The 24,868-nt window shown below is 44.5% G+C and carries 39 protein-coding genes and 1 pseudogene; 34 read left to right on the forward strand and 6 right to left on the reverse strand.

Annotated features, from left to right (window positions below):
* Positions 1-26 precede the first annotated feature (26 nt).
* Positions 27-446, reverse strand: a complete 420-nt coding sequence (locus MHB72_RS05695) for an HIT family protein (protein ID WP_020450801.1) — start codon at positions 444-446, stop codon at positions 27-29.
* Between the two features lie 524 nt (positions 447-970).
* On the opposite strand from MHB72_RS05695, the gene MHB72_RS05700 reads away from it, so the two are divergent.
* Genes MHB72_RS05700 through MHB72_RS05710 form a run of 3 tightly spaced genes read left to right on the forward strand, consistent with a single transcriptional unit; the run spans position 971 to position 3,689 of the window.
* A complete protein-coding gene (locus MHB72_RS05700) occupies positions 971-1,711 on the forward strand; it encodes an ABC transporter ATP-binding protein (RefSeq protein WP_020450802.1) in 741 nt (246 codons plus the stop codon).
* Entirely contained in the window at positions 1,704-2,930 is a 1,227-nt protein-coding gene (locus tag MHB72_RS05705) for an ABC transporter permease (RefSeq protein ID WP_216920982.1), read from the forward strand. The genes MHB72_RS05700 and MHB72_RS05705 overlap by 8 nt, the downstream gene beginning before the upstream one ends.
* 48 nt (positions 2,931-2,978) lie before the next feature.
* Entirely contained in the window at positions 2,979-3,689 is a 711-nt protein-coding gene (locus tag MHB72_RS05710) for an EcsC family protein (protein WP_023856559.1), read from the forward strand.
* Between the two features lie 30 nt (positions 3,690-3,719).
* Here MHB72_RS05710 and MHB72_RS05715 read toward each other — a convergent pair whose 3' ends face one another.
* The 4 genes and pseudogenes from MHB72_RS05715 to MHB72_RS05730 all read right to left on the reverse strand — a co-directional run bounded on the left by MHB72_RS05715 (position 3,720) and on the right by MHB72_RS05730 (position 7,272).
* Positions 3,720-4,880 (reverse strand): M20 family metallopeptidase, encoded by a 1,161-nt coding sequence (locus MHB72_RS05715; RefSeq protein ID WP_216921111.1) that lies wholly within the window; start codon positions 4,878-4,880, stop codon positions 3,720-3,722.
* Between the two features lie 140 nt (positions 4,881-5,020).
* Positions 5,021-5,170: pseudogene (locus MHB72_RS05720) on the reverse strand (hypothetical protein); the annotation flags it as partial.
* 10 nt (positions 5,171-5,180) lie between these two features.
* On the reverse strand, positions 5,181-6,605 hold the full coding sequence (locus MHB72_RS05725) for a recombinase family protein (protein WP_340901861.1): 1,425 nt from the start codon (positions 6,603-6,605) through the stop codon (positions 5,181-5,183).
* A gap of 295 nt (positions 6,606-6,900) precedes the next feature.
* Positions 6,901-7,272 carry a helix-turn-helix domain-containing protein gene (locus MHB72_RS05730; RefSeq protein WP_039072590.1) on the reverse strand — a complete coding sequence of 124 codons (372 nt, stop codon included), beginning with the start codon at positions 7,270-7,272 and terminating at the stop codon, positions 6,901-6,903.
* A gap of 164 nt (positions 7,273-7,436) precedes the next feature.
* On the opposite strand from MHB72_RS05730, the gene MHB72_RS05735 reads away from it, so the two are divergent.
* The 17 genes from MHB72_RS05735 to MHB72_RS05815 all read left to right on the forward strand — a co-directional run bounded on the left by MHB72_RS05735 (position 7,437) and on the right by MHB72_RS05815 (position 15,987).
* A complete protein-coding gene (locus tag MHB72_RS05735) occupies positions 7,437-7,589 on the forward strand; it encodes a hypothetical protein (protein WP_156125023.1) in 153 nt (50 codons plus the stop codon).
* Positions 7,590-7,592: 3 nt separating this feature from the next.
* The gene (locus MHB72_RS05740) at positions 7,593-7,754 is read left to right on the forward strand and encodes a hypothetical protein (protein WP_197063012.1); all 162 of its coding nucleotides are present in this window, start codon (positions 7,593-7,595) and stop codon (positions 7,752-7,754) included.
* A gap of 3 nt (positions 7,755-7,757) precedes the next feature.
* Positions 7,758-7,925 (forward strand): hypothetical protein, encoded by a 168-nt coding sequence (locus tag MHB72_RS05745; protein WP_156125026.1) that lies wholly within the window; start codon positions 7,758-7,760, stop codon positions 7,923-7,925.
* Positions 7,926-7,940: 15 nt separating this feature from the next.
* Entirely contained in the window at positions 7,941-8,504 is a 564-nt protein-coding gene (locus tag MHB72_RS05750; protein WP_340901864.1) for a hypothetical protein, read from the forward strand.
* Entirely contained in the window at positions 8,501-8,767 is a 267-nt protein-coding gene (locus MHB72_RS05755) for a YqaH family protein (protein WP_340901865.1), read from the forward strand. Before MHB72_RS05750 ends, MHB72_RS05755 begins: the two co-directional genes overlap by 4 nt.
* 51 nt (positions 8,768-8,818) lie before the next feature.
* Positions 8,819-9,220: a hypothetical protein gene (locus MHB72_RS05760; RefSeq protein WP_268015819.1), complete on the forward strand. Its 402-nt coding sequence runs from the start codon at positions 8,819-8,821 to the stop codon at positions 9,218-9,220.
* Between the two features lie 14 nt (positions 9,221-9,234).
* Positions 9,235-9,648, forward strand: a complete 414-nt coding sequence (locus MHB72_RS05765; RefSeq protein ID WP_340901867.1) for a hypothetical protein — start codon at positions 9,235-9,237, stop codon at positions 9,646-9,648.
* Positions 9,645-10,823 (forward strand): DUF2800 domain-containing protein, encoded by a 1,179-nt coding sequence (locus MHB72_RS05770; protein ID WP_340901868.1) that lies wholly within the window; start codon positions 9,645-9,647, stop codon positions 10,821-10,823. Before MHB72_RS05765 ends, MHB72_RS05770 begins: the two co-directional genes overlap by 4 nt.
* 19 nt (positions 10,824-10,842) lie before the next feature.
* Positions 10,843-11,169 carry a hypothetical protein gene (locus MHB72_RS05775; RefSeq protein WP_039072595.1) on the forward strand — a complete coding sequence of 109 codons (327 nt, stop codon included), beginning with the start codon at positions 10,843-10,845 and terminating at the stop codon, positions 11,167-11,169.
* Between the two features lie 58 nt (positions 11,170-11,227).
* The gene (locus tag MHB72_RS05780; RefSeq protein ID WP_340901869.1) at positions 11,228-11,794 is read left to right on the forward strand and encodes a DUF2815 family protein; all 567 of its coding nucleotides are present in this window, start codon (positions 11,228-11,230) and stop codon (positions 11,792-11,794) included.
* 43 nt (positions 11,795-11,837) lie between these two features.
* On the forward strand, positions 11,838-12,077 hold the full coding sequence (locus MHB72_RS05785; protein WP_340901870.1) for a hypothetical protein: 240 nt from the start codon (positions 11,838-11,840) through the stop codon (positions 12,075-12,077).
* Positions 12,078-12,102: 25 nt separating this feature from the next.
* Positions 12,103-12,645: a hypothetical protein gene (locus tag MHB72_RS05790; RefSeq protein ID WP_340901871.1), complete on the forward strand. Its 543-nt coding sequence runs from the start codon at positions 12,103-12,105 to the stop codon at positions 12,643-12,645.
* Complete coding sequence (locus tag MHB72_RS05795) at positions 12,642-14,588, forward strand: DNA polymerase (RefSeq protein ID WP_340901872.1); 1,947 nt, start codon at positions 12,642-12,644, stop codon at positions 14,586-14,588. Before MHB72_RS05790 ends, MHB72_RS05795 begins: the two co-directional genes overlap by 4 nt.
* Before the next feature lie 290 nt (positions 14,589-14,878).
* Entirely contained in the window at positions 14,879-15,061 is a 183-nt protein-coding gene (locus tag MHB72_RS05800) for a hypothetical protein (RefSeq protein ID WP_340904208.1), read from the forward strand.
* Positions 15,058-15,495 carry a hypothetical protein gene (locus tag MHB72_RS05805; protein WP_340901875.1) on the forward strand — a complete coding sequence of 146 codons (438 nt, stop codon included), beginning with the start codon at positions 15,058-15,060 and terminating at the stop codon, positions 15,493-15,495. The genes MHB72_RS05800 and MHB72_RS05805 overlap by 4 nt, the downstream gene beginning before the upstream one ends.
* A gap of 20 nt (positions 15,496-15,515) precedes the next feature.
* Positions 15,516-15,704: a transmembrane Fragile-X-F protein gene (locus MHB72_RS05810; RefSeq protein WP_340901876.1), complete on the forward strand. Its 189-nt coding sequence runs from the start codon at positions 15,516-15,518 to the stop codon at positions 15,702-15,704.
* Between the two features lie 52 nt (positions 15,705-15,756).
* Positions 15,757-15,987, forward strand: a complete 231-nt coding sequence (locus MHB72_RS05815) for a DUF7667 family protein (protein ID WP_340901878.1) — start codon at positions 15,757-15,759, stop codon at positions 15,985-15,987.
* Between the two features lie 58 nt (positions 15,988-16,045).
* On the opposite strand, the gene MHB72_RS05820 is transcribed toward MHB72_RS05815, so the two are convergent.
* The gene (locus MHB72_RS05820; RefSeq protein WP_340901879.1) at positions 16,046-16,903 is read right to left on the reverse strand and encodes a hypothetical protein; all 858 of its coding nucleotides are present in this window, start codon (positions 16,901-16,903) and stop codon (positions 16,046-16,048) included.
* Positions 16,904-16,931: 28 nt separating this feature from the next.
* Between MHB72_RS05820 and MHB72_RS05825 the strand changes: the two genes are divergently transcribed.
* From MHB72_RS05825 to MHB72_RS05890, 14 genes are all read left to right on the forward strand, one after another.
* A complete protein-coding gene (locus MHB72_RS05825; RefSeq protein ID WP_340901880.1) occupies positions 16,932-17,399 on the forward strand; it encodes a hypothetical protein in 468 nt (155 codons plus the stop codon).
* Between the two features lie 10 nt (positions 17,400-17,409).
* Entirely contained in the window at positions 17,410-17,736 is a 327-nt protein-coding gene (locus MHB72_RS05830) for a hypothetical protein (RefSeq protein ID WP_340901881.1), read from the forward strand.
* Positions 17,733-17,960, forward strand: a complete 228-nt coding sequence (locus tag MHB72_RS05835; protein ID WP_340901882.1) for a hypothetical protein — start codon at positions 17,733-17,735, stop codon at positions 17,958-17,960. Before MHB72_RS05830 ends, MHB72_RS05835 begins: the two co-directional genes overlap by 4 nt.
* Positions 17,961-18,254 (forward strand): hypothetical protein, encoded by a 294-nt coding sequence (locus MHB72_RS05840; RefSeq protein ID WP_340901884.1) that lies wholly within the window; start codon positions 17,961-17,963, stop codon positions 18,252-18,254.
* Between the two features lie 64 nt (positions 18,255-18,318).
* Positions 18,319-18,522 carry a hypothetical protein gene (locus tag MHB72_RS05845; protein WP_340901887.1) on the forward strand — a complete coding sequence of 68 codons (204 nt, stop codon included), beginning with the start codon at positions 18,319-18,321 and terminating at the stop codon, positions 18,520-18,522.
* Positions 18,523-18,525: 3 nt separating this feature from the next.
* Positions 18,526-18,804: a DUF5052 family protein gene (locus MHB72_RS05850; protein WP_340901889.1), complete on the forward strand. Its 279-nt coding sequence runs from the start codon at positions 18,526-18,528 to the stop codon at positions 18,802-18,804.
* 21 nt (positions 18,805-18,825) lie between these two features.
* Positions 18,826-21,237, forward strand: coding sequence for a virulence-associated E family protein (locus MHB72_RS05855; protein ID WP_340901890.1), 2,412 nt, complete (start codon positions 18,826-18,828; stop codon positions 21,235-21,237).
* A gap of 367 nt (positions 21,238-21,604) precedes the next feature.
* Positions 21,605-21,835, forward strand: a complete 231-nt coding sequence (locus tag MHB72_RS05860) for a VRR-NUC domain-containing protein (RefSeq protein ID WP_326848571.1) — start codon at positions 21,605-21,607, stop codon at positions 21,833-21,835.
* On the forward strand, positions 21,816-23,171 hold the full coding sequence (locus tag MHB72_RS05865) for a DEAD/DEAH box helicase (protein WP_340904063.1): 1,356 nt from the start codon (positions 21,816-21,818) through the stop codon (positions 23,169-23,171). The genes MHB72_RS05860 and MHB72_RS05865 overlap by 20 nt, the downstream gene beginning before the upstream one ends.
* Before the next feature lie 157 nt (positions 23,172-23,328).
* On the forward strand, positions 23,329-23,496 hold the full coding sequence (locus tag MHB72_RS05870; RefSeq protein ID WP_224145905.1) for a hypothetical protein: 168 nt from the start codon (positions 23,329-23,331) through the stop codon (positions 23,494-23,496).
* Positions 23,497-23,533: 37 nt separating this feature from the next.
* Positions 23,534-23,782, forward strand: a complete 249-nt coding sequence (locus MHB72_RS05875; protein WP_039072615.1) for a hypothetical protein — start codon at positions 23,534-23,536, stop codon at positions 23,780-23,782.
* A 166-nt stretch (positions 23,783-23,948) separates the two neighbouring features.
* Complete coding sequence (locus MHB72_RS05880; protein WP_340901901.1) at positions 23,949-24,248, forward strand: HNH endonuclease; 300 nt, start codon at positions 23,949-23,951, stop codon at positions 24,246-24,248.
* Between the two features lie 5 nt (positions 24,249-24,253).
* A complete protein-coding gene (locus MHB72_RS05885; RefSeq protein ID WP_224145908.1) occupies positions 24,254-24,406 on the forward strand; it encodes a hypothetical protein in 153 nt (50 codons plus the stop codon).
* A 104-nt stretch (positions 24,407-24,510) separates the two neighbouring features.
* Entirely contained in the window at positions 24,511-24,864 is a 354-nt protein-coding gene (locus MHB72_RS05890; RefSeq protein WP_340901904.1) for a P27 family phage terminase small subunit, read from the forward strand.
* Positions 24,865-24,868 lie beyond the last annotated feature (4 nt).

The raw sequence follows: 24,868 nt of genomic DNA on the forward strand, positions 1-24,868 counted from the left end.
GCCGGCGCCCTTGGACAATGTCTCGATTACAGGTGCTTGTTGATGGAAGCTGCAATGTTCTGCAAGTCTTCCGGTGAATAGTCGTCCGCATGTGTTTTCCAGACGGCTCCGAATCCGTCTCCTTTGCCGTAGCGGGGGATGATGTGCATGTGATAGTGGAAGACGGACTGCCCCGCTTTTTCGCCATTGTTATTCAGAAGGTTTAAGCCGATCGGCTCGTATTCGTCTTTGATAGCTTGGGCGATTTTCGGAACCGCTTCAAAAAATTCCCTTGAAACATCAGGTGTCATTTCGTAAATATTGGTTTTATGAACTTTTGGAATCACAAGCGTATGCCCTTTTGTGACTTGGCTGATGTCGAGAAAAGCCAGTACATGTTCATTTTCAAATACCTTTGCACAAGGGATTTCTCCGTTTATGATTTTGCAGAAAATACAGTCGCTCATACTTTTCCTCCTTTTTCCATCAGGGAAAGGTTATGTATAAGCAACATATTACCACAATTTGCGCGAAAACACGAAAAACAGGATGAACGGCTCCAACGTTCACCCTGCCTGAAGAAGGTACGCTTTAATGAAGAAACGTTAACTGCCTTTTGCAAGCACCCCATTTTCGTCAAAATGAAAGCTTGTAACGCCTATACATTTCCTGCGACAAACACCTCATTTGATCGTCACACCTTTTTTATATGACGGAGATGTCAAATAAAGCAGGTGCTTTCTCAATTCAGTGGATGAAAGAAATTTCTAAGCTTGACATGTTTCATACTCAGGAACTCTTGCCGATTTTGTCTTTGACAAACACCTCATTCGCCAGAGTTGATAAGCTTTCCCTTCTTCAAGAATTAGAATGTCCTGATGCGCATTCGATTATTCGTTTTATTTTAAGGCCGAAAAGCGAGAGGGAAAACGTTTCAAATACATTCTTGTTTTTGGTACTATTAAGAAAAATGCAGGAAAGGAACGAACGTATGTCACTACTGACTGTTAATGAGTTAACTGGAGGGTATACAAGAAACCCGGTGCTGCGCGATGTTTCATTTGCGATTGAACGGGAGCAGATCGTCGGGCTGATCGGTTTGAACGGAGCGGGGAAAAGCACGACGATCCGGCATATCATCGGCTTAATGGAACCGCACAAAGGATCGGTTGAATTGAACGGCAAAACGTTCATGGACGATCCGGAAAGCTATCGTTCCCAATTTACGTTTATTCCGGAAACGCCGATTTTATATGAAGAGCTGACATTGAAGGAGCATTTGGAGCTGACGGCGATGGCGTATGGCCTTTCGAAGGAAACGTTCGAGAAAAGGCTTCCGCCGCTTTTGAAAGAATTCAGAATGGAGAAGCGCCTGAAATGGTTCCCTGCCCATTTTTCAAAAGGTATGAAGCAGAAGGTTATGATCATGTGCGCTTTCCTTGTCGAACCCGACCTGTACATTATAGACGAACCGTTTCTCGGTCTTGATCCGCTGGCGATCAATGCCCTTCTCGAGCGGATGAACGAAGCGAAGAAAAACGGAGCGGCGGTTTTGATGTCGACGCATATTTTGGCAACGGCAGAGCGGTATTGCGACTCCTTCATTATTCTCCATAACGGCGAAGTGCGGGCGAAAGGAACGCTTGATGAGCTCAGAGAACAGTTTTCGATGGAAGAAGCGAGCCTCGACGACCTGTATCTTGAACTGACGAAGGAAGAGAGCTATGAATAGCATTCTGGGGATTTGGAAGACAAGAATTGAGGAGTATGTCAAAGAAACAAGATCATATTTGAAATACATGCTGAATGACCACCTTGTCATCGTCATGATTTTTTTCCTTGCAGGAGCTGCGAGCTGGTACAGCAAATGGCTGAAAGAGATGCCCGAAGGTTTTCCCGCCTATTGGGTGATGGCCGTCATCTTTTCGTTCATTTTGACAGGCTCATACGTCCGCACGCTAATTAAAGAAGCGGATCTCGTCTTTTTGCTGCCGCTCGAAGCAAAGATGCAGCCGTATTTTCAGCAGGCTTTCCGATTCAGTTTGTTGACGCAGCTTTTTCCGCTGGCCGCCGCGGCCCTCGCTTTGGCACCGCTCTATTTTGAAGCGAGCGGCCAGGCATTTTCCGCGTACTTCATCTTGCTGATTCAGCTGCTCGTCTTAAAAGGATGGAACACAGCGATGCAATGGCGGATGACGTTTTTCGGCGAAAAAAACATGAGGGTCACCGACTGGATTGTCAGACTGCTTCTCAACACGATCGCGATCTATTTCGCTTTAGCGTCTTCATACGGATTTGCAGCAGCTGTCTACCTGATCATGGCCGCTCTGTATGTGTATTTTAAAATGATCGATAAGAAAAAATCGTTTAAATGGGAGCTGCATATTGAAGACGAAATCAGAAGAAAGCAGCGGTTCTACAGAATTGCGAACCTATTCACAGACGTTCCCCATCTTAGAAAGCAGGCGAAAAGAAGAGCATATCTCGATTGGATGCTCCGGTTTATTCCGTATGAACAGCGCCGGACATTTACATATATGTACGGAAGGGCCTTTATCAGATCAAACGACTATTTCGGTATCGTCGTCAGGCTGACCGCAATTTTTGGTATCATCATCGCTTATTTTTCGACATATGAGTGGGTTTCTGCGGCGCTCATCGTCTTTACCGTATTCATTACAGGAATTCAGCTGACACCGCTGTTTGATCATTTTTCACACTTGTCCTTGCAGGAGCTTTATCCCGTCAAAGCTGCAGAAAAGCGGAAGAGCTTTTTCGGTCTGCTTCACATTGTTCTGAGCGTCCAGGCGCTTGTTTTATCTGCCGTTGCCGGAGCCATGATGCAGTGGACCGGGATGCTCGCCGGACTGGCCGGCTCCGCATTGCTTATATTTGTAATTTTGAAGCCTTATTTCAACAGCAGATTGAAGAAAAATGCCAAGAGATCATGAATCCTTTTCTTTTTAAGCAAGTATGATGAAAGAAGAGGTGAGAGGCGCATGAATGAAAACCAGCTTTATTTGGAGGAAGCGATCCGCTGGAAAATGAAGTTTCTCAGAAAGCCGTCGATGGCTGAGCGGATGTCGAAAGGCGTGCAGTCGAAAATCAACGCCCGCATTCCCGCCAAAGTTCATAAAGCGATAACAGAAAGCATTAAAAAGATGGTCGAGGCCACTTTGCTCGGCTCGAATTTGACGACTTTTGACAAGAAAACAGGCACGCTTTCACTAAGGGAAAAAGATGAGCTGGCTCAGAAGACGATCGCCCAGTATCAAAAGGCGGCTGCCGTTGAAGGGATCGGAACAGGCGCAGGCGGGATTTTTCTCGGACTGGCGGACTTTCCGCTTTTGCTCGGCATCAAAATGAAATGCCTGTTTGAATTGGCGTCGATTTACGGATATGATATCAAGGAAAAAGAAGAGCGGATGTTTCTTCTGTATATTTTTCAGCTCGCCTTCTCAGGGGAAGCTCACCGAAAAGAAATTTTCCGTATGATTGAACATTGGGAAACCGAAAAGCGCGAAATCGATTGGCTGGCATTTCAGCAGGAATACCGGGACTATCTCGATCTTGTAAAGCTGTTTCAGCTTGTGCCGGGCTTCGGCGCGGTCATAGGCGGAACGGCTAACTATAAGCTGCTTGGGCATCTTGGGGAAACAGCGAGACACGTTTTCCATATGAGGTTGATACATGAGACAGCCGGATATTGATGATCCGGCTGTTTTTTGCTTTTTCGGTTGTTACATTGCAGGCGTTTCGCGGAGCGACTGCTCTTTCTCCTGATAGGAGACAGCGGCATTTGCCAGCACCTTGGCTGCGATCAGCAGCGCTTTTTCATCAAGATCAAATTTCGGATGGTGGTGGGGAAACACCGCGTCCGGATTTTCAGGACGGGCGCCTGTAAAGAAAAATGTCCCTTTGACGCGCTCTAGGTAGTAAGCGAAATCTTCCCCGCCCATTTGCATGCTGCTTTCCTCAACGTTTTCGACGCCTTCTGTCTGTTTGGCGATTTTTGCGAGAAAAGCCGTTTCTTCCGGATGATTGCAGACAGGCGGATAGCCCCTTTCAAAGGAATAGTCACAGTCAGCACCATGCATGCCGCATATACCTTTTGCAATCTGTTCAATTTCGTTTTCAATCAAGGTGCGGATTTCATCATTGAAGGAACGCGCCGTCCCGATTAAAACGGCTTTATCAGCGATTACATTAAAGGAGTTTTCGGCAACAAATGAACCTATCGAAACGACTGCCGGCTGAGTCGGATCGAGCCTGCGGCTGACAATCTGCTGGAGTGAAGCGACGATCTGCGATCCGATCAACACGGCGTCTTTTGTTTTATGAGGCTGTGCGCCATGCCCGCCTTTGCCTTTAATCGTAATCGTAAAACGGTCCGCAGCGGCCATGATCGGTCCTGTTCGATATTGAACGGTTCCCGTCGGCTCAGTAGCCCACAAATGGGTTCCGAAAATCACGTCAACACCGTCAAGACAGCCGTCTTCAATCATCGGCCTGGCTCCGCCCGGGGAATATTCCTCGGCGTGCTGATGGATGAGGACGATCTTTCCTTTTAAACGGTCGGCATGTTCGTTCAAAATTTTCGCGAGGACGAGCAGGGTGGCCGTGTGCCCGTCGTGTCCGCAGGCATGCATCACTCCCGGCACCGTCGACCGGTAAGGCACATCTTTTTCATCATGAATGGGCAGCGCGTCAAAATCGGCTCGAAGCGCAATGACGGGGCCGGGCGATCCGCCTTCGATGTGCGCGAGAACTCCGCCCCCGCCGACATTGGTGCGGATAGGAATACCGAGCGCTTCATAGTAAGAAGCGATAAATGCGGCTGTTTTCTTTTCTTGAAAAGAAAGCTCCGGGTGCTGATGAAAATGACGCCTCAATTTGACCATTTCATCGTAGTGTGCATCAAGCTGCTCATTAATTTGTCGGATGAATGCGGATGCGCTCAAAAAAATTCCTCCTTTTAGGAATGACAAGTTTTTATAATTTTATGACAACTGAAGCCGCTGTTCAACCTTGCTGTCACGTTTTATAGAAGAAAAATGGCGGCAATCGTTGTGACAGTTAATCCGGCTGCTACAGGAATAAAGTTTTTTCTGGCAAGATCGAACGGGTCCACTTTACAAATCGCTGCTACCGGAATGAGCGCCCATGGCACAAGCGTACTAATACCCATGAAAGACATATCGTTATTTCACGGACAGAATCAGGATCTCCCTCGGCTTTCCCGTACCTCTTTTGTATTCATCTTTTGTATCAATAACCATTTGAGAGAACACGGTTGTCATCATTTGTTTTCGTTCATAATCATTGGCGATATCCCACAGAGAGCTAATGTTTTCCGAAATGTAAGTTATGTCTTCGGACTGATCGGCACTTTTTCTGTAAGCTCTCAATTGTGAAGTGATTTCTTTCTCTTCTTCCCTAAGTTTTTCTGTTTTTGCTACTAATTCATCTATATCAATGATATCTCTTTCATACATATTTTTTTGTTTTTCTAACTTCTTTTCGATGTTCGCCAAGTTATTTTCCAACTCTTTGATTTTTTCCTCTGATGGATTTGTCGCAACGTCTGCCTGCGGGCTTAGTTCGGAAATTAGGTCATCGAAAGACTCGAAAACTTTTTGTACTAAATATTTCTCAAGGATGATATGGCTAGTGCAAGATTTTCCTGCTTTTTTGCCTGAGCATCTATAGGTTTTTCCTGCCGGTGTTTTATGACCAGACATTGAGCTCCCACAGCGGCCGCATTTCAAGATTGATGAAAAATAGTAATCACTTGTCTCTCGTTTTCCGCCGGTGCCCCGCCTTTTATCTAAAATCTCTTGTAGCTGCCAAAATTCATCTCTTGGAACTATTCTTTCGTGCCCGCCTTCATATAAAGACTGTTCCTTTGGCGGTTTTTTAGCTGCTTTGGGGTTATCATTATTTGTAAGGTATCCGGCATATACGGGGTTATTAGCAATCCCTCTAACAGTGTCCACATGCCATTGGCCGCCATTTTTAGTGCTATACCCTGTTTCTGTAAGCCTTTTTGCAATAGTGTAGAAACCGAGGGTCTTTGCCATGTTGAATATTAATTTGACCACTTTGGCTTCCTCTGGATTTATTATGAGCTCATCGTTTTTATAGACATACCCATATGGAGGAAGCCCACCAGGCCATTTACCAAATTTCACTTTTTTCTCAATCCCCATTTTTACACGTTCGGCCAGATTTTCTCTTTCCCATTGAGCTATGGCCGCAATGAGGGTAATAAACAGCCTCCCCATTGCGTTTGTTGTGTCGTAAACTTCTGTGGCACTCTTGAATTTACAGCCATTTTCATCGAGCATTTTTAATATTTCGTACAGATCAATTACAGATCTTGTTAAGCGGTCTAAGCGATAGACAAGCAAGACGTCTATCGTTCCCTTCTTAATAGCGTCTTTCATTAAGTTGAACTTTGGCCGATTTAAATCTTTTGCCGAATATCCATCGTCTATGTAGGTTTCATAGTTTTCCCATCCTTGGGATTTACAAAAAGCCTCAAGTTTTTCTTTCTGAGCATCAAGCGAGTAGCCATGCTTAGCTTGTTCATCCGTACTCACTCTTATATATAGCGCGATTCGCATAATTTATGGGCTCCTTTGTATTTCTGATAAAATCGGAATAGAACATATGTTCTAATTGTGGTAATATAAAGAATATCAAAAGGTATTCGTTTCTTCATCTGCTAAATGGTTTCAAAAGCTTCAAATTTTTTTTCAAGATCAAGGAGGCAGTAAATTGAAAAATGACATGGGGTCTTTAAAAAAAGAATTGCACTTATTAATTGACAAGACCGACTCTGCGGAGCCTTTAAAATTAATACTTGTCTTTGTCAAAAGGATTTTATTAAATGCCTCTTAAAAAAAAGCAGCCTTTTTGCTAGGTTGCTTTTTTGTTTACCAATATTTCCACCATGTCTTTTACAACTTCAAACTCCTTCCCCTCTAATTGAAACAAAGCCATAACCAAATCACGAACTTCTTTTTTATCATCCTTGAGTAAGTCCGCAAGCTTCTCAACAAATAACTCTTCCTCAGTTGTGGAACTATACATTTCTCCTGTGCCGTCCCTCAGCCATTCTTCATTAACATGGAACTGTTTGCAAATTGACTTAATGTAAACATCTCTTGGAGCAACTCTGTTAAGCTCAATGTTTTCTATCACGCCTCTGCTTACTCCGATACGTGCTGCAAATTTTTCGCGGGATAAATTTTCATTCTCCCTGATGTTTCTAATCCTTTCAGCTATCACTTTTTTAACCCTCCTTCACAAAGATTACAAATAACACAAGACAAGTATACATTAGTTGAATTACGTTGACAACGTAAAAAAATAAAAAACTACGTTGACAACGTAAATCAAGGGTGCTAAACTTACGTTGTGAACGTAATTCGAACCGTGAGGGGGTGAAACGTATGGGAAAAGAGCTGACTGAAGTCGATCTGACATTAATTGACAAAATTCGAGAACTAAACGATGTCGAGCTTGGTTATTTGAAGGGCTGGGTCTATGCCAAATTGGACAGCGGGCAACGGCAAAGTCGCCCTACAGAAAAGGAGGTCTCATAAAAAATGACAGTAGGAAAGATTGAGATTACGGAAGAAAAGGTTCGTAAATTGAAGCCTATTTTTGAAAGTATAGTCTCTCGTAAGTATGGAAGGGATATCAGATTCACGACATTAACAATGGGCGGCATTACCATAGAGGCGCCGCCTCCTGGAAAGCGGGTGTAAATGATGAAAATTGTACCTAGGCAATGGCTGGCTTTAAGCCCGGCAGCCAAAGCAAACCTGATCATCGCAGAATTCCGAGAAAATTGCAGGCATGAAAATAGTGAAACAATTCCTATTTCAGGATCATATGAGGCATACACCGTCTGCCATGATTGCGGAGCTGAAATCTAGGAGGGTTGAAGGTAAATGTACAATCCATACGACTACTACATTTCACCGGAAGAGTTTGCAAAAGCCGAAGCCAACGGAATAAGTAAGGATACCGTTGTGGGGAGAATCCGCCGGCAAGGGTGGGATAAACAGCGCGCCCTATCTGAACCAGTTAGATTTGCCGACCGGTCTAGATTCGCCGCAGATTGGGCTATTTATGGGAAGGTTGCTGAAAGAAACGGGGTATCGAGGGCGGCTTTCCGTGTGAGGGTGTATCGAGGATGGAGCGCAGAAAAAGCGGCCTCAACTCCAAAAGTAGAGAAAAAGGAACAAATAAAGCGAATGACTGAACGATCACCAAGAACGAAATATCGTAAATTCCCGGAAGAGATTGTGAAACTGGCTGAGTTAAACGGCATCCGTTACGGGACTTTAAAGAGTCGTGCAGTTCGTAGCGGATGGGATATGTACACCGCCGCGACAACGCCCGTCATGACATGCCGGGAGGCCCAACAGAAAGCCGTCCAAGCACTCAAACGTAAATACGGAGATAACCCGAATGGGATGTTATTCCCGAAAAGTAAGGGGGTGCAGGTATGATACTAGACAAATTTTTAAAGGTTGATCGCGAAAAGGCGCAGGATCTTATAGAAGCCACACATTATCTCGTCACTGAAAGCCTACCCGCTGCCTGGTCGGACGACGATCTTATCAAATGCGTAGCAAAGGCCGTATTAATTATTTCACATTGCCAGGATCTTAAACGTATGGAAACCTGCAAAGCGCTACAAGAGACATTAGATGCTCTTTCAGAAAAAGAAATAAGCCGCCTTGGCAGAGGCGACCTAAAGCAAAACAAATAACGCCGTAATTATACCATGCGGCTAAAACTTACGAAACAGGAGGTTTTACCAATGACAGGGATCATGACGGTATCGCAAGCGAACGCGTATTTTCAGGAACTAAACCAAGCAAAGAAAGACCGTACGGCACTAAGCTCAAATATTAGTACCCGGACTGCAGCCCTTATTGCTTTTCTTAGACAGAGCGGCCCAATTCTTGTCTATCGAGAAGACAAAGCGACCATTATTGAAGCTGTGAAAAAGGTTTCAGTTAAATTTGATAAAGCTCAGCTGGGCGCAGCTGTAGGGCTTCCGGCTTCTGCATTAAACCCTATCAAGATCGCAGAGCTTGTGGAAGCAGGGAGGCTTTCAGCAGCACAAGTTGAAGCCTGCCGGTACGAGGAAGAAGACTACAAGCTGAAAACACGTAAAGCAAAAAAGAAAGAGATTGCGGCATTCCGCAATAAAAAATAGGAGGTTATTAATCTATGGATATTAAGGTGAAAATCGAAGTGCCAGGACTGCCTGACGCTATCCACGCATTAGCCCAGGCCTTATCCGGAACTCAAGTTAGCACAATTAAAGAACCAGCGGTAAGGGCAACAAAGGTTGAACCCGGGTCAACTGTTACGGCGGAAAAAATTGGGCCCCTTCCAGACAAAGCACCAACATCGACAAAGAGTGAAAAGGCAGATGCGGAGCCGGAGAAAACAGAGCCTGCAAAGGTAGATACATCCCAGGAAATTGATATCAAGGTAGTTCGTGAGAAGCTGGCCGCAAAAACGCAAGAAGGCAAACAGGCTGAGATCAAAAAACTGTTTGCGAAGTTTGGTGTCAAGAAGCTATCCGAAGTCCCGAAAGAAAAATATGCGGAATTGCTTGAGTTGGCGGAAGAGCTATGACAAAAGCACACGCTGATAGATCTCATGCCCTACTGTCGGCGTCGGGCTCAAAACGTTGGTTAACTTGCACGCCTAGTGCACGACTAGAGGAGCAATTTGAAGAAGAAACAAGCGCGTATGCAGAAGAAGGAACGCTGGCCCACGAGATATCAGAAGTTTTGCTTGAGTATCACACTGGGCAGATTGCAAAAGCAACCAGGACGCGCCGGCTAAACAAACTGAAAAAGAACGATCTGTATTCTGATGCCATGCTGGAATACGTCACAAATTATGCAGATATTGTGATTGAAAAGTTTAATGAGCTTGCAGCGGAAAAAGGAGAGGCAACGATCCTGCTTGAACAGCGCCTGGATTACAGTAAATGGGTACCTGAAGGTTTCGGGACGGGTGACGCTCTGATCATAGCAGATGGGGTTATAGAAGTAATTGATTTGAAATATGGCAAGGGCGTCCCGGTGGAAGCAGAAGAAAATACGCAAATGATGTTGTACGCATTAGGCGCTATTAATCAATTTGAAATGCTTTATGACATTGAACAAATTCGTATGTCAATTGTTCAGCCGCGCCTAGATAGCGTGTCGTCTTATGAGCTTTCTATTGAAGAGCTTATGACGTGGGCTGATGAATACGTCAAGCAGCGGGCAGAAATGGCCTGGAAAGGCAAGGGAGCGTTTAAAGCCGGTGAACATTGCCGGTTCTGCCGAGCCAAGGCGACATGCGCTGCAAGGGCAGAAAAGAACCTTGAACTGGCAAGATACGACTTCCAAAAGCCGGAGCTCCTTTCTAAAGAAGATCTGGGACAGATACTCCTAGCGGCTGAAGAACTGAAGCGATGGGCCAAGGATGTTCAAGATTATGCCCTAGCCCAAGCGGAACACCACGGGGAGAAAATACCAGGCTGGAAGCTTGTTGAGGGTCGAAGCAACCGGAAATATGCGGACAGAGAATCTGTAAGAAACACCCTTTTGGCTGAAGGTTTTGAGCCAGACCAGATCCTTACACCAAGGGAAGTCTTAGGGGTATCGGCTCTTGAAAAGAGCATAGGCAAAAAAGCTTTCAATGAAATATTGCAAGATCTCATCATTAAGCCGGCGGGGAAACCGACGCTAGTCCCTGAATCGGATAAGCGTCCGGAATTAAATTCAACGGAATCGGCAATTGCTGACTTTCAATAAAAAGACGGAGGGTTAAAACATGTTCACATTAAATATTGAGCGGCGCCCTAAGCTCCGTAAAACAGAATCGACATTAAACGCAGATTTTTGGATGAACGCTGACGGCGAAATCCTTCCGCTTGATGGATTAGAAAAAGACTACTTACGAAACATCTTGCACTTCTTATACAGAAAGCGGGATTGGTATTGGCTTAATTGCAAAGATACAGATCTTATGGAAAAGTTTCGAGACGGTGATGAATTTTTTCAGCATGTTATCAGGAAAAGCAGATTGTGGTCATCTATTATTAATCAATTAAAAGTGCCAGACGATAGTTTCAATTTCAACTTCAGTACACCTGAATAATTCTGATGTCGATCAAAATTGATCTCAATAAAAAACAAAAACAAAGGAGACGTGCAAAATGGCAGTTAACACAAACACAAGCACAAAGGTAGTTACAGGAAAGGTTCGTTTCTCTTATCTTCACGCTTTCGAGCCGCACGCAATTGAGGAAGGCCAGGAGCCAAAATACAGCACATCAATTTTAATTCCTAAAACAGATAAAGAGACTTTGAGAAAAATTAAAGCCGCAGTAGAGGCGGCAAAGCAAGCAGGGGCCAGCAAGTGGGGCGGCAAAATCCCAGCCAATCTTAAAACACCGCTGCGGGACGGCGACGAGGAAAGACCGGATCAGGAAGAATATGCAGGGTGCTACTTCTTGAATGCCTCCAGCAAAACAAAACCAGGCGTTGTTGATAAGCAACTCAACAAAATCATTGACTCAGAGGAACTTTACAGCGGATGTTATGGCCGCGTCTCAATCAACTTCTATCCGTTTAACACGGCCGGAAATAAAGGGATTGCCTGCGGATTGAATAATATCCAAAAGCTTGAGGATGGGGATTATCTCGGCGGACGTTCCCGCGCTGAAGATGACTTTGACGCTGTGGACGACTATGAAGAGGAAGAAGAAAGCTTTTTAGACTAAGAGGGGCTTTGCCCCCTCACTTAATAGAATAGGAGGTTCTAAGATGCGGAAAGTTTGGCTAGTAGAAACTAGATGTAACGATGATTTCGAAGAGAAAGAAGTTTTAGCAACTTTCACTGAGGAAGAAGAGGGAGGGTTACTTCACTATTTAAGTGGACTACTTATAGATAATGACCGTTTCCTTAAAAAGTTATTTGAAATTGACATGCTGAAAGGTGAGCTGTTTGAAATGGAGCCGAAAATCTCCAATGGAAAGTTAAAAATCGAATACGTGGATCAATAAACGGTTTAGCGGGGGAGGCCAATATATGTTTAATCCTTTGGACTGGTATATCACACCTAAAGAATACGAACGTGCAGCACAGAACGGTGTGAGCAAGGAACTGCTTGAGCGGAGGATAAGGCGATCAGGCTGGGATAAAAAGCGGGCTATCACTACGCCAGCATTAAAGCGGATGCCATTATCTGAATGGGCCGATGTAGCAGAATCAAATGGGATATCAAGAAAACGCTTCTCTTGTCGGATCAACAATTTAGGCTGGGATGAAGAAAAGGCCGCAACTGTTCCCGTGGCCGAAACTAAAGAGAATATGAGAAGAGCACAGAAAAAATCTCCGCGAAACCAATACCGAACCTTATCCCGTGAGTTAGTTGAACTTGCTCAGGAGAATGGAATCAAATATGACACTCTGCTTTATAGGGTGAGAAAAAGAGGTATGAACCCGCATGAGGCAGCAACGATGCCGGCCAGACCAAGTGCAGAAGTTGCTCGGATTGCCCTCTCAGCCTATCTCGAAAAATACGGAAATACAAACTCTTTATTTTTCCAAAAAAGGCGGCAAGCGAATTGAACACATTATCAATTGACATAGAAACGTATTCAAGTGTCGATCTATTAAAATCAGGCGTCTACGCCTATACAGAAGCACCGGATTTCGAAATTTTACTGTTTGCCTATGCTTGGGATGATGAGCCTACAAAAATTGTAGATCTGGCCCAGGGTGAAAACCTACCGTATGAAGTCATGACGGCCCTGGTCAGTTCCAAACTGATTAAAAAGGCTTTTAACGCAAATTTCGAAAGGGTTTGTATCGCGAAACACTTCAATTTGTTGCTGCCAATTAATCAATGGCGTTGTACGGCTGTGCATGCGACTACATTAGGGCTACCAGGTAATTTGGACGGGGTTGCTAAAGTGTTAAAACTTGAAGCTCAAAAGGATACATCCGGTAAATCATTGATCCGTTACTTTTCCGTTCCGTGTAAACCGACAAAGACGAACGGCGGACGGACTCGAAACCTTCCTGAACACGATCCGGAAAAGTGGGAGAAGTTTAAAGCGTACTGCGTCCAGGACGTTGAGGTGGAAAGGGCAATAGGTAAGAAGCTTTCAAAGTTTCAGCCTATGGAGTCTGAGCAGCGCCTTTGGGTGCTAGATCAAGAGATAAATGATAGGGGCGTCCGGGTAGACGTTGATCTTGTAAAACATGCAATAGCCTGTGACGCCGCTTATCAAGAAAAGCTCATGACAGAAGCAAAGGAGCTTACCGGTCTTCTCAACCCGAACAGCGCAGCTCAATTGAAACAGTGGCTGGAAGATCAAGGGCTTACTGTCACAAGCTTAGCCAAAGACAAGATCCCGGAACTGATTGAAAGTACGGAAGATGAAGACGTCAAGCGAGTTTTGCAGCTTAGGCAAGAAATGTCTAAAACGTCTGTAAAAAAATATCAGGCGATGGAAAAGGCACTTTGCCCTGACGGGCGCATTCGTGGCCTTCTTCAATTTTACGGTGCAAGCCGTACAGGTAGATGGGCCGGCCGATTGGTGCAGGTTCAAAACCTACCACAAAACAAAATCGCTGACCTGGATACAGCAAGAGAGCTTTTAAAAGGCGGCTATTATGAAGCGATTGAACTTTTATACGGCCAGGTTCCTTTTGTGCTGTCTCAGCTTGTCAGAACAGCCTTTATACCATCGGAAGGCAATGAGTTTTATGTTTCTGACTTTTCCGCCATTGAGGCGCGTGTGATCGCCTGGCTTGCCGGTGAAAAATGGCGCCTGGATGTATTCAACACACATGGGAAGATATACGAGGCATCAGCGGCCCAAATGTTCAAGATCCCGATTGAATCAATTACAAAAGGCAGCCCGGAAAGACAGAAAGGTAAAGTTGCTGAATTGGCGTTGGGCTATCAGGGCGGCAAAGGGGCATTAATTCAGATGGGTGCCCTAGATATGGGGCTTTCAGAAGATGAGCTTCCGGATCTGGTTGAAACCTGGCGGGCAGCAAATAAAAAAATCGTGAAGTTTTGGTATGACGTTGAGGCGGCAGCAATAAGGGCAGTCAACGACAAAACGATTGTAAAGCTTCAGCATGGTCTGTGTTTCTCTTACGAATCCGGCATTTTGTTTATACAGTTGCCATCCGGCAGACGGTTAGCTTACGCAAAACCAAAACTAGAAATTGATAAGAGGTTCGGAAAAAAAGCTCTCACTTACGAAGGAAAAACAACTACAGGGAAATGGGGCCGCCTGAACACATACGGTGGCAAGCTTGTCGAGAACATTGTCCAGGGAGCGGCCAGGGATTGTCTAGCGGTCGCGCTCATGCGATTGGATGAAGCGGGCCATAAAACAGTTATGCATGTACATGACGAAGCTGTCCTGGATGTCCCAAAAGGCAGAAATGAACTTGAACAAGTGGAAACGATCATGGGCCGACCTATTTCCTGGGCGAAAGGGCTCCCGCTTACCGCTGACGGCTTTGTCACTGACTACTATAAAAAAGATTAATAGGGGGCATCAGCATGCAAAAGATAAAAAGGCTCATTTGCCGGATGCGGGGGCACAACTACGGTCTTTTTAATATCTGCGAGACATGCGGGAAGCTGAAAGAAAAGCAATGGTAGAGAGATTGCGGATGACTCGGCGCGTCGTGCAATGGTCGGCTATAGATTCTGATCGGGCGCGTCTACAGGTTATCACCATTTTTGAGGAAGGGTTAAACAAACAGGACGTAAAACGGGAAGTACCATTTAGCAGATGGCACAGCGTGCTATACAGGACGGAAAGGGGTAAACGCTATGAATCCAAATAGAGATGCTATGATGTCGGATAAAAATTCAAGGTTTGATAGTGAAGTAGTTACCTGGAAGATGACGGAGGAAGAGCGGCTGGCCTACATCAAAAAACACCCAATCATTCCGGAAGAACAGCCATCACCTACTTACGAATGGAAAACAAAAGAAGGGAAGTTACTGCCATGAAAAAACTATTAAAAACCATTGTTACACTGTCACTCTTGCTTTCTGGAACGCTTTTATTCTCACAATCCGCGGCGGCTGTTTGGTCGCCGTGGCAAAAGGAAGCATTCGGCCATACAGCGAGGATTTTTACTGATGATTCCTATTACTATTCGGGAGCGAAAACAGTTGACTGGCGGGCGGAAAAGAAAGGTTCTGGATCGCTTTACTACACGGCGGGCGTCTATAAAAAACGTTCTGGCGGCGGCTTAACTGATACAAACCTTGTACAGCGGGGATACTTCAAGCACTCAACGCCGTTAAAGTCTTTCAGTGTCAGCGAGATTCGAAAACGTACCGGTAAAGGGTCATATGTCATTCAGCTTGATTGTTACACGGATGCGAAGAAAAACACCTATGTAGGGACATTTGAATCCAAGACGTTTTATATCAAATAACTTTAAAGGAGCTGTTAATAATGGGCTTTTTGGAACTGTTGACATTAATATTTATTCTTTTGAAGGTGTTTGGGCAAATTGATTGGAGTTGGTGGTTGGTGTTCCTGCCTACCATCGTTTCCTTCTCTTTCTATAGCATTTGGGTCTTGTTTGCGGCCGTCGCCTACAGAAAAGTTAAAAAGCAAATCAATGAAGAGTTTGGAGAGTGAAATTATTGCGGCCGTCGCTCTGGCGGCCTCTAATTGAAAGGGGAAACGTTCAATGTGGGGCGTGCACCAAAGACTTGCGGAGCTGTGGAGCCTTAGCAAACAACGGAGGCTGACAGCCGAGGAAATGAGTGAATTTAGGATCTGCCTGGATGCAAACCTGAACAAGTGTTGGAAGGTGGCCGCCTTAAAAAATCAGTCCTTGATTGCACACATGACAAAGGATGACGATTGGCAGCATGATGTGTGCAGCCAACTTGAAGAAGTGTATGTGGATTTCCATTGATGGGCCACAGCAGAGAAGGGGCAAGAAAATAAGCCATCCTGAAAAGATGGCTTAGTCTCTAGCTCTTCAGTCTGTCAATAGTAGCTGACACAAATTTCTGTACTGAAGATATCTTTTTCTGTTTCTCTTGTTGATGAATTTTTTCATCGAGGATTAATTCAATCGCAAGTTGCACATTGGGGAATAGATCAAGGCATTCTTTTTCAGTTAGCTCATGTATACCTTTACTTAAAATTGCATACAGCTGTCTATTTTGAACAAGAAATTCAGGTAAATAGTTTTTAAGTTGTTTAATTTTCTCATCCATTTTTAGACGATCAAAAATGCTGTTGTCCCATTGGGGCTCTTGCGCTGCCGCAGTTTGTCTGGTTTCTTCAATTAGGTTTTCAAAGATTCTGCGAAGGTACACAAATGAACCGGCACCAATTTCTTGGGAATTCAGTCGTATTGCCTTTGAAAAATCCCGATAGTCGTCACTTAAAATTTTTCGGTATCTATCAATTTTATGTAATTGAAGGTCAGCAAGGGATGGATATTGCCCGATCTTGGTCACTTTATTACCGCGAATAAGTAGCGAAAAATAGAATAAATGAGATCCATCCCTTTGGCATTGAAATAATAAGGTTATGGGAGAGTCAGATTTTATCCTATCTAAAAAATTTGTTGGGCGGTACTCAGGTGGATATGCCGGAATACCCCCTCTTTGTGTAAGAAATTTAAATGTAGACTCTTTTTTGCACTCAATGCAGTAGGAATCAAATTGAAGCTTTTTAGGGGCCTTCATATAAGCTTCAATTTGATCAACGTTTTCTTCATTGATGATGAAAGGTTGATATAAACCTAATTGTAATGCTAAATAATCTGACGTTATCTCATTACACAAACCAAAACAACTCCATTCTATTTTTTTTATCATAATTTTACCACGAAAGTAGGTGATTGGTATGGGCGTTATTGATGATATGGGGTTCACGCCCGCGCAGTATCGGGAATTGAAAGAGACAATGACAGATATGGAAATCGCAGAAGATCATCTTTATTGCTCAATCTATACATTGAAGGCCTGGAAAAGGAGGCATGGGCTGGGCCCTCAATACAACAAATTGGCCAAGAAATTCACGGTTGAGGAATGGAAAGAGATGAAGAAGCATGGCATGACAGAAAAGGAAATTATGAAGGGGTTCGGCTATAGGACATTAAAGCATTATATAAATCATAAACGAAAGATCGGCATTCCTTCTTTGAAAAAGAAGATCGAGCGGACTCCAGAGCTGCTCGACGAAATTAAGGGCTATCTGGACGAAGGCATGACAATTAAAGCATTAACGCCAAAACTCAGTGTGCAAATGACATCAAGTACAGCCGCAAACATTATCAAGGAGGCCGGGCTCATAGAAACCGGGAAAGGGTGAGAAAATTCAAGTGAGGGAGCGAGAAATTGAGTTTTACAATAGGCTATGCGAGAGAATCCGAGAAACCGAAAGAAAGATAGCAGAAACCGATAAGGCTGATCCCTGCACCCCTTACCATCATGGTGCGTTACGCGCCTTTAAATGGAGTGCCGAGCTCTATATCTTGATGTTTCTCGATGGAAAACGGCGCAGACTGACCAAAAAAGCATCAGCTTTTCACGTCCCTGGACACGGGCCGAACTTTGAGAATATGACAGATGGTCAGATCGAGCAGCATATCAACAAGATCGAAGAAACCCTTAAACTAGCTTTTTATGAAAAGGAGAATAGGAAATGAAGGCACGGTGTATGGACTGCGGAAACGAAAGGTTCTTTTATCAGGAAGTATCAGTGCCAGCAAGACGATTGATTGATGCAAACGGCGGCGCAAGAAACGGCAAGATTTTTGCAGCTAGCCGCGACATAATAGATCGCATTTTTAGCGACGGATACATTTGCGACAGCTGCCATTCCGACAATGTTCAAGTACAAGGGGCGAGCCCTGCCGGGAAGGTTGAGTAAATGGACAACAAAAAACGTTTGGAAAAAATAAAAGAATCTTACTCAGATTGCGTTGATATAGCTTTGTCTGCTGGTGAAACATTACCATATTACGATATAGAAGTAGCCGATCTGAATTTTCTTATTGAACAGGCTGAAAAGGGGATGACAGAAAATCCCGCGATTATGCGCGCTTTACATGAATGCATAACACGTATGCAGCTAATTAAATTCATATGCCAAAGGGCAAAGCGCCATCACATCGAGAAAAAGGACATCGATGACATTTTGAAACTGCTTGAAGGGAAAGTATAAGCGGCGGGAGCGTAATTAATCAAAACCCAACATTGGGGGCTGGCCAGTGGAAGGAGTATGAGAAATGCGAAAGAATCACATCAAAACTCTTTATTTCGTATCAGGGGAGGCTGCAGTGGAAGCTGTCCAGGAAGCTTGGAGCTTGGAGTTTGGGGCAGACATCGAGAACGTCCGTCCGGGCCCTGGAGAAGTTGAGCTGTTTGGCGTGCCAGATGAAGAAAAAAGCTTTCGAGTGCATATATTCGAGTTTGTCGAGAAGGAGAAATGAAACATGAAAAAAGCTATCGCAACAATTGCAGTTTTGCTGCTAGTCGCAGTTATAGCCGGCTGCCAGTCAGAGTCATGGGACAGAACAGCAAAGGACATTGAGTCATCCCATAACGGGCTGAATCGAACAGCGACCGTATATGACCAGAAAGGAAATAAGATCAAAACCTACAAAGGGAAATTTGATGTTGAAGTTAACGAGTATGGGAACAAAGTGAAATTTGACCTGGATGGAAAGCGAATCTTAATTAACAACGCCGTTGTGATCGTTGAAGAAAATTGAGGAAGATTGGGGGTGCCGGTGATGGAAACAGCTTTAAATCATAAAGTGCAGCACGACGGGTCTATCACCATAGCAACAGGGCGCAACCGATGGGATAAGGCTTGGAAAAATAAAGATCTGCTATGGTCTGACTTGCTGAAAATGCTATCAACACCAAACTATACCAACGAAACTTACGCAGAGTATAAAAAGATGTCAAAGGCGCAGCAAGATCAGATCAAAGATGTTGGCGGTTTCGTTGGCGGATCTTTAAAAGGTGGGCGGCGGAAAACAGATTCCGTCGCCTGGCGCCAAGTCATCACACTGGACGCTGACTTTATTAAAGGCGACCTTTGGGCCGCTGTTGAAATGATGTATGACTTTGCATGTGCTGCCTATTCAACGCACAAGCACAGCAATAAGACGCCGCGGCTACGCCTAGTGATTCCGCTTAAACGGCCTATTACGCCGGATGAGTACCAGGCTGTATCCCGGCGTTTAGCCGCTGATATAGGAATTGACTTTTTCGATGATACGACCTATCAGGCTCACCGTTTGATGTATTGGCCGTCAACTTCTTCAGATGGTGAGTTTGTTTTTAAGCTACAGGACGCGCCCTGGCTTGATCCTGATGACATACTGGCAAGCTATGAAGATTGGACAGATCCCGTTAATTGGCCTGAATCGTCCAGGATTCAAAAAAGCCGCCAAAAGCTTGCGGACAAACAAGGTGATCCACACGAAAAAAGTGGTATGGTTGGGGCCTTCTGCCGCACATATTCGATCCCGGAAGCCATTGATACCTTTCTGACTGATGTATACGAAGAGGCCGGGCCCGGGCGCTATACGTATAAAGAGGGTTCGACAACCGGCGGTCTAATTCTCTATGATAACGAGAAGTTTGCCTATTCCCATCATGGTACAGATCCGATAGGCGGGCAACTAGTCAATGCTTTTGATTTAGTCCGAATCCATAAATTCGGGATGCGCGATGAGGACGCAGCACCAGGGACGCCGGTTGTCCGGCTCCCTTCTTTTACAGCTATGTCTGATTTTGCGATGGATGACAAAAACGTTAAACGTACAATTGGACAGGAAAAGCTGAACCAAGCCGCTGACGAATTTGGGGCGGTTGTAGACGAAGACATGAACTGGCTTGAGCAGTTAGACGTCAAGAAAAACGGTGATGTCCTTTCTACGGCCAAGAATATTATATTGATACTCAAAAATGATCCGCGGCTTGCCGGGAAGATTGCCTGGAACGACTTTGCACATCGTGCAGCGGTCTTAGGTGATTTACCTTGGCGCAAGCTGTCAGAGGGGGATTATTGGACAGACAGGGACGATGCTTCATTGCGTAACTACCTGGAAACCGTTTATAACATCTCAGGCCAAGGCAAAGTCCATGACGCGCTTATGGAGGTTCAAGGGAAGAACAAATTCCATCCGGTGCAGGATTACCTGAACAGCCTGGAATGGGATGGACTACCGCGTCTTGACACGCTTTTCATTGAGTATCTAGGAGCCGAAGATTCTGAATATGTCCGGGCCGTTACCCGTAAGATTTTCACGGCAGCAGTCGGCCGTGTACTCAAGCCAGGGGTAAAATTTGATAACGTCCTTGTCATGGTTGGGCCGCAGGGTGTCGGGAAAAGCTACATCATCAAAAAGCTTGGAATGGATTGGCACTCTGACTCCATCACAACCGTTCAGGGGAAAGAAGCCTATGAACAATTACAAGGCGCCTGGCTCATTGAGCTGGCCGAGCTGTCCGCAACTCGGAAAGCTGAGGCGGAAGCTGTTAAGCATTTCATATCTAAACAAGAGGACAGCTATCGGGTGGCATACGGCCGGCAAATTTCTGTTTTTCCGCGTCAGTGCGTCTTTTTTGGTTCAACAAATGATGTGACGTTTCTGAAAGACCGAACAGGAAACCGACGTTTTTGGCCCGTTGTTGTAGCAACGCAAGAACGGACTAAAAGCATATGGAAAGACTTGAATCAACATGAAGTTGATCAGATATGGGCTGAGGCGGTTAATTGCTGGATTGAAAACGAGCCGCTTTACCTGTCAGGGGAGCTTGAGGCCGCGGCCAGGGAAGCCCAAGAGGCACACACGGAAGAAAGCGCAAAAGCCGGCTTAATTGAGGAGTATTTAAACACACTATTGCCTGAAGATTGGATGGCTAAAGACATTAGTGAAAGACGCCGCTTCATACACGGCAGCGATTTTGGGGATGCAGAAAAAGGCACCGTTAAGCGTGACAAGGTTTGTGCTATGGAGGTATGGGTTGAATTGTTTGAAGGCGATCCAAAGCAAATGAACCCGATGCAGGCCAGAGAAATCAATGATATTTTGAGACGCATCCCGGGGTGGAAGGCGTACTCAAAAAGTCGAGGGCGGCTGTATTTTGGGAAGAGCTACGGGAACCAAAGAGCGTTTATAAGGGTCTGAAATTCATATGTCCATGACCTGAATCATATGTCCATGTAAAATGTGGAAAATTTAAAAGCGTATGTCCATGTGTCCATGGTTTATGTCCATGTTTTCAGACCATGGACATATCGTAAAGCCAGGCATACCAAGGGGCTATCTATATATATGTCCATGATGTCCATGAATTCTATATAAAAGATATATTAAAGAATATAGCGTATATACGTATGAAAATCTCTATAATCTCTTTATTTCAATAGTCTATATAGGGGCATGGTCATATGGACATCATGGACATAAGCATAAAAGGAGTGAGGCCGTTTTGCAGGAAAGTCAAATAGAGCGATTCTTTAAAAGGGAGGTTGAAAAGCAGGGAGGCAAAGCGATGAAATTCGAATCACCCGGATTATCAGGTGTGCCGGATCGCCTTGTCCTGTTACCGGGAGGAAGAGCCGTCTTTGCCGAAATGAAGGCGCCAGGTGAGCAGCTGCGACCATTACAGGAAAAGAGAAAACGGGATTTAGAGGCTTTGGGCTTTGAGGTTCATGTTTTAGATTCGCATGAATCCGTAAAAGCCTTTGTGGGGAGGTTTTTCAGTGAGATTCACACCGCATAAATATCAAGAACACGCCATCCAGCACATTATTGACAGTGAAGCTGCCGGGCTTTTCCTTGATATGGGTATGGGGAAAACGGTAAGCACATTAACCGCCGTGCAAGATCTACTTTATGATTATTTTGATGTATCAAAGGTTCTTGTCGTAGCACCTTTGAGAGTGGCGGAAGACACATGGGGCCGAGAGACAGAAAAATGGGATCATACGGCAAATTTGAAAGTCTCAAAAGTTTTAGGCCCTGAATCTTCACGGATTATGGCCCTGCATGAGAAAGCCGACATATACGTTATTAATCGGGAAAATGTCGAATGGCTTGTAAACTTCTACGGCAAGAAATGGCCTTTTGACATGGTTGTGATAGATGAGCTTTCGAGTTTTAAATCTTCTAAGGCTAAAAGATTCAGAGCCTTAAAGAAAGTCCGGCCTTTCATCAAGAGAATTGTCGGGCTAACGGGTACGCCGGCACCAAACAGCTTAATTGATCTATGGCCGCAAATGTATTTATTGGATCAAGGTGCGCGCCTGGGTAAAACGGTCACAAAATACAGGGAAACCTATTTCCAGCCCGATAAACGAAACCGAACCATTATTTATAGCTGGAAATTAAGAGAAGGCGCCGAACAGGCTATACATGAAAAGATTTCAGATATCTGTATCAGTATGCAAGCTAAAGACTGGCTGGATCTGCCTGAAAGGATCAACAATATTGTAAAAGTGAAAATGCCGGAAAAAATAAAAGCAAAATATAAGCAGCTAGAAAAGGATTTACTTCTCCCGTTTTTAGATGGTGATATCGTGGCCGACACAGCTGCCGTTCTATCAAATAAACTGCTTCAGCTAGCAAATGGCGCTGTCTACGATGAAAACGGAGAAATTCGAAGGTTGCATGATGAGAAATTGAATGCGCTTGAAGACATAGTGGAAGCAGCAAACGGGAAACCCATCCTAGTTTTCTATAACTATAAGCATGACAAAGACCGCATCCAGCAAAAGTTTAAAAAGGCCAAAACCTTAGAAGATGGCAGCGACATCGAAGCCTGGAACAAAGGGAGAATTGAAATGCTATTAGCCCATCCAGCATCAACGGGTCACGGGCTCAATCTTCAAGATGGAGGGCATATCATCGTCTGGTTCGGCATGACGTGGAGCCTGGAACTGTACCAACAGGCAAATGCGAGATTAGACCGGCAAGGCCAAAAACACAGTGTTATTGTTCATCATCTTGTGACTGAAGGGACAGTGGACGAAGACGCCATGAATGCTTTGGAAGGGAAAGCAGTTGGGCAAAACGCACTGATGGAGGCAGTTAAAGCGAGATTGGAGAAGATCAATTGAATAAGAAAAATTGTGGGCCCCCAATAAAATTGGGGGCCTTTCTTAATTGGAGCTTAAAAGCATATCTGTTGATAAGTTTTACTTATGTTGAATTTACGGGAGAAGCGCCTTTCCCTTATCAAAGGCGAATCCGGATGCGGAACAAAGGTGATGAGGAATGAAGCCGAACGAGAGGAACATTCTGAGCCTGGATAGCAGCCAGTCTGCGGCAGCCGCATCGGGGGATAGTATTTTCGTTTTACCAAGCGATCTTACTATATTTGGCTACCTCTCGGAATATATGAAGATTGCAACAAATAATTTAGTGCAGGAATTAAACCCTTAAATGTTGAAGTGTAGATACAAAAAGGGGGTTTATAGATATGGGAATGTTTAGCCCGAAAGGTAAAAGCTTAACGAGTGAGGAATACATTGAGAGATATGATTTATCTGGCTTGAGTCAGCAAGATGTAGTTCAGAAGATAGCTAACGATCTTACAGCTAGTGGATTAACTAAGGGGAGCTTATCTAAAGCAAATGTTAATTTAGAGGCACAAGTTTTATATCTGGAAACGATAGTAGAACAAAACTGGTTAATCTTGAAACAGCTCGAAAAGCTTAATAGTAAATAAAGCACCCAGTAAAGGGTGCTTTTTATATTGTCTGCAAACTGGCTCCAGTGAATCTCAGACAAGACTATTGGCGGCCGAATGCCTCTGAGTGTGGGGCCAGTTTAGAGACAATAAACTCAGGCGCTTTCCCAATCGGGGAGGCGCTTTTAATTGTGAGGTGGGGGATATGAAACAGACTAACCCATTCTATAAATCAAAGCGGTGGGAGGATAAGAGGAAGAACATCTTGCGCCGTGATCATTATGAATGCAGACAGTGCAGGCGGTATGGGAAGGCCACAGCTGCCACGATGGTTCACCACATCTACCCGCTGGAGCAACACCCTGAATATAGATTATCATCTGTTAATCTGATCAGCTTGTGCAGCAAGTGTCATGAGAAGATGCACACAAGAACCAACAATGAGCTGACTGAACTTGGAAGGCAATGGATTGAAAGAGTAAAAGATAAACTTGAAGGAGGATGAAAGGGATGGAGCCTGTCGATCTGTTTAAAAAATTAAGAGATGTTAGCGATGATATTGTTAAGGTGCTTGAAGGTGAAGGTGCAGATGATGAAAAAGAACTTGAAAGAGTACTTGGGAGATTTTTTATTTTAATGATGGAGATTGAAGGACTCAAGTAACCCCCCACCCTCAAGCTGAAAAAATTTTCGTCTTGGGGACCGAGAGGGGGAACTTTTTCCAAGGGAGCGGCTCTCCAAAAACTTTTTTTGGGAGGTGAAGACGAGTGTCAAAAGTACCGACGAAAGAAACAATCAAAAGGCGCACAATTGCAGACATGAAATCTTTGGGAGTCCACAAAAGCGCGTATAATCGCTTAATTGACATATATTCTGATGCTGTCCATCAGTATTTATTGGCGCAAAAAGAGTTTGAAGAAGGTGGTTACCAATATGAGACGGAAACAGCCGCAGGAGGCACCAAAAAATCTGCAATTGTAGCAACTATAGAAAATCTCAGGAAAGACATTCTGGCATACTCCGACCGTCTTTGCCTAAACCCTAAATCTACCCAGACAGGGAATGGCAGCCCCGGGGAGAAAAAATCAAAATTAGCAAATGTGTTACGCAGACGTGAATGACGAA

Origin of the sequence: Bacillus sp. FSL K6-1284 (assembly GCF_038002625.1) — a bacterium.
Taxonomy (GTDB): domain Bacteria; phylum Bacillota; class Bacilli; order Bacillales; family Bacillaceae; genus Bacillus; species Bacillus paralicheniformis.

What these genes read in the sequence shown, in the direction of transcription:
- MHB72_RS05695 (WP_020450801.1), bottom strand. Translation starts at nt 446, where the DNA reads ATGAGCGACTGTATTTTCTGCAAAATCATAAACGGAGAAATCCCTTGT.
- MHB72_RS05700 (WP_020450802.1), top strand. Translation starts at nt 971, where the DNA reads ATGTCACTACTGACTGTTAATGAGTTAACTGGAGGGTATACAAGAAAC.
- MHB72_RS05705 (WP_216920982.1), top strand. Translation starts at nt 1,704, where the DNA reads ATGAATAGCATTCTGGGGATTTGGAAGACAAGAATTGAGGAGTATGTC.
- MHB72_RS05710 (WP_023856559.1), top strand. Translation starts at nt 2,979, where the DNA reads ATGAATGAAAACCAGCTTTATTTGGAGGAAGCGATCCGCTGGAAAATG.
- MHB72_RS05715 (WP_216921111.1), bottom strand. Translation starts at nt 4,880, where the DNA reads ATGGTCAAATTGAGGCGTCATTTTCATCAGCACCCGGAGCTTTCTTTT.
- MHB72_RS05725 (WP_340901861.1), bottom strand. Translation starts at nt 6,605, where the DNA reads ATGCGAATCGCGCTATATATAAGAGTGAGTACGGATGAACAAGCTAAG.
- MHB72_RS05735 (WP_156125023.1), top strand. Translation starts at nt 7,437, where the DNA reads ATGGGAAAAGAGCTGACTGAAGTCGATCTGACATTAATTGACAAAATT.
- MHB72_RS05740 (WP_197063012.1), top strand. Translation starts at nt 7,593, where the DNA reads ATGACAGTAGGAAAGATTGAGATTACGGAAGAAAAGGTTCGTAAATTG.
- MHB72_RS05745 (WP_156125026.1), top strand. Translation starts at nt 7,758, where the DNA reads ATGAAAATTGTACCTAGGCAATGGCTGGCTTTAAGCCCGGCAGCCAAA.
- MHB72_RS05750 (WP_340901864.1), top strand. Translation starts at nt 7,941, where the DNA reads ATGTACAATCCATACGACTACTACATTTCACCGGAAGAGTTTGCAAAA.
- MHB72_RS05755 (WP_340901865.1), top strand. Translation starts at nt 8,501, where the DNA reads ATGATACTAGACAAATTTTTAAAGGTTGATCGCGAAAAGGCGCAGGAT.
- MHB72_RS05760 (WP_268015819.1), top strand. Translation starts at nt 8,819, where the DNA reads ATGACAGGGATCATGACGGTATCGCAAGCGAACGCGTATTTTCAGGAA.
- MHB72_RS05765 (WP_340901867.1), top strand. Translation starts at nt 9,235, where the DNA reads ATGGATATTAAGGTGAAAATCGAAGTGCCAGGACTGCCTGACGCTATC.
- MHB72_RS05770 (WP_340901868.1), top strand. Translation starts at nt 9,645, where the DNA reads ATGACAAAAGCACACGCTGATAGATCTCATGCCCTACTGTCGGCGTCG.
- MHB72_RS05775 (WP_039072595.1), top strand. Translation starts at nt 10,843, where the DNA reads ATGTTCACATTAAATATTGAGCGGCGCCCTAAGCTCCGTAAAACAGAA.
- MHB72_RS05780 (WP_340901869.1), top strand. Translation starts at nt 11,228, where the DNA reads ATGGCAGTTAACACAAACACAAGCACAAAGGTAGTTACAGGAAAGGTT.
- MHB72_RS05785 (WP_340901870.1), top strand. Translation starts at nt 11,838, where the DNA reads ATGCGGAAAGTTTGGCTAGTAGAAACTAGATGTAACGATGATTTCGAA.
- MHB72_RS05790 (WP_340901871.1), top strand. Translation starts at nt 12,103, where the DNA reads ATGTTTAATCCTTTGGACTGGTATATCACACCTAAAGAATACGAACGT.
- MHB72_RS05800 (WP_340904208.1), top strand. Translation starts at nt 14,879, where the DNA reads ATGAATCCAAATAGAGATGCTATGATGTCGGATAAAAATTCAAGGTTT.
- MHB72_RS05805 (WP_340901875.1), top strand. Translation starts at nt 15,058, where the DNA reads ATGAAAAAACTATTAAAAACCATTGTTACACTGTCACTCTTGCTTTCT.
- MHB72_RS05810 (WP_340901876.1), top strand. Translation starts at nt 15,516, where the DNA reads ATGGGCTTTTTGGAACTGTTGACATTAATATTTATTCTTTTGAAGGTG.
- MHB72_RS05815 (WP_340901878.1), top strand. Translation starts at nt 15,757, where the DNA reads ATGTGGGGCGTGCACCAAAGACTTGCGGAGCTGTGGAGCCTTAGCAAA.
- MHB72_RS05820 (WP_340901879.1), bottom strand. Translation starts at nt 16,903, where the DNA reads ATGATAAAAAAAATAGAATGGAGTTGTTTTGGTTTGTGTAATGAGATA.
- MHB72_RS05825 (WP_340901880.1), top strand. Translation starts at nt 16,932, where the DNA reads ATGGGCGTTATTGATGATATGGGGTTCACGCCCGCGCAGTATCGGGAA.
- MHB72_RS05835 (WP_340901882.1), top strand. Translation starts at nt 17,733, where the DNA reads ATGAAGGCACGGTGTATGGACTGCGGAAACGAAAGGTTCTTTTATCAG.
- MHB72_RS05840 (WP_340901884.1), top strand. Translation starts at nt 17,961, where the DNA reads ATGGACAACAAAAAACGTTTGGAAAAAATAAAAGAATCTTACTCAGAT.
- MHB72_RS05845 (WP_340901887.1), top strand. Translation starts at nt 18,319, where the DNA reads ATGCGAAAGAATCACATCAAAACTCTTTATTTCGTATCAGGGGAGGCT.
- MHB72_RS05850 (WP_340901889.1), top strand. Translation starts at nt 18,526, where the DNA reads ATGAAAAAAGCTATCGCAACAATTGCAGTTTTGCTGCTAGTCGCAGTT.
- MHB72_RS05855 (WP_340901890.1), top strand. Translation starts at nt 18,826, where the DNA reads ATGGAAACAGCTTTAAATCATAAAGTGCAGCACGACGGGTCTATCACC.
- MHB72_RS05860 (WP_326848571.1), top strand. Translation starts at nt 21,605, where the DNA reads ATGAAATTCGAATCACCCGGATTATCAGGTGTGCCGGATCGCCTTGTC.
- MHB72_RS05870 (WP_224145905.1), top strand. Translation starts at nt 23,329, where the DNA reads ATGAAGCCGAACGAGAGGAACATTCTGAGCCTGGATAGCAGCCAGTCT.
- MHB72_RS05875 (WP_039072615.1), top strand. Translation starts at nt 23,534, where the DNA reads ATGGGAATGTTTAGCCCGAAAGGTAAAAGCTTAACGAGTGAGGAATAC.
- MHB72_RS05880 (WP_340901901.1), top strand. Translation starts at nt 23,949, where the DNA reads ATGAAACAGACTAACCCATTCTATAAATCAAAGCGGTGGGAGGATAAG.
- MHB72_RS05885 (WP_224145908.1), top strand. Translation starts at nt 24,254, where the DNA reads ATGGAGCCTGTCGATCTGTTTAAAAAATTAAGAGATGTTAGCGATGAT.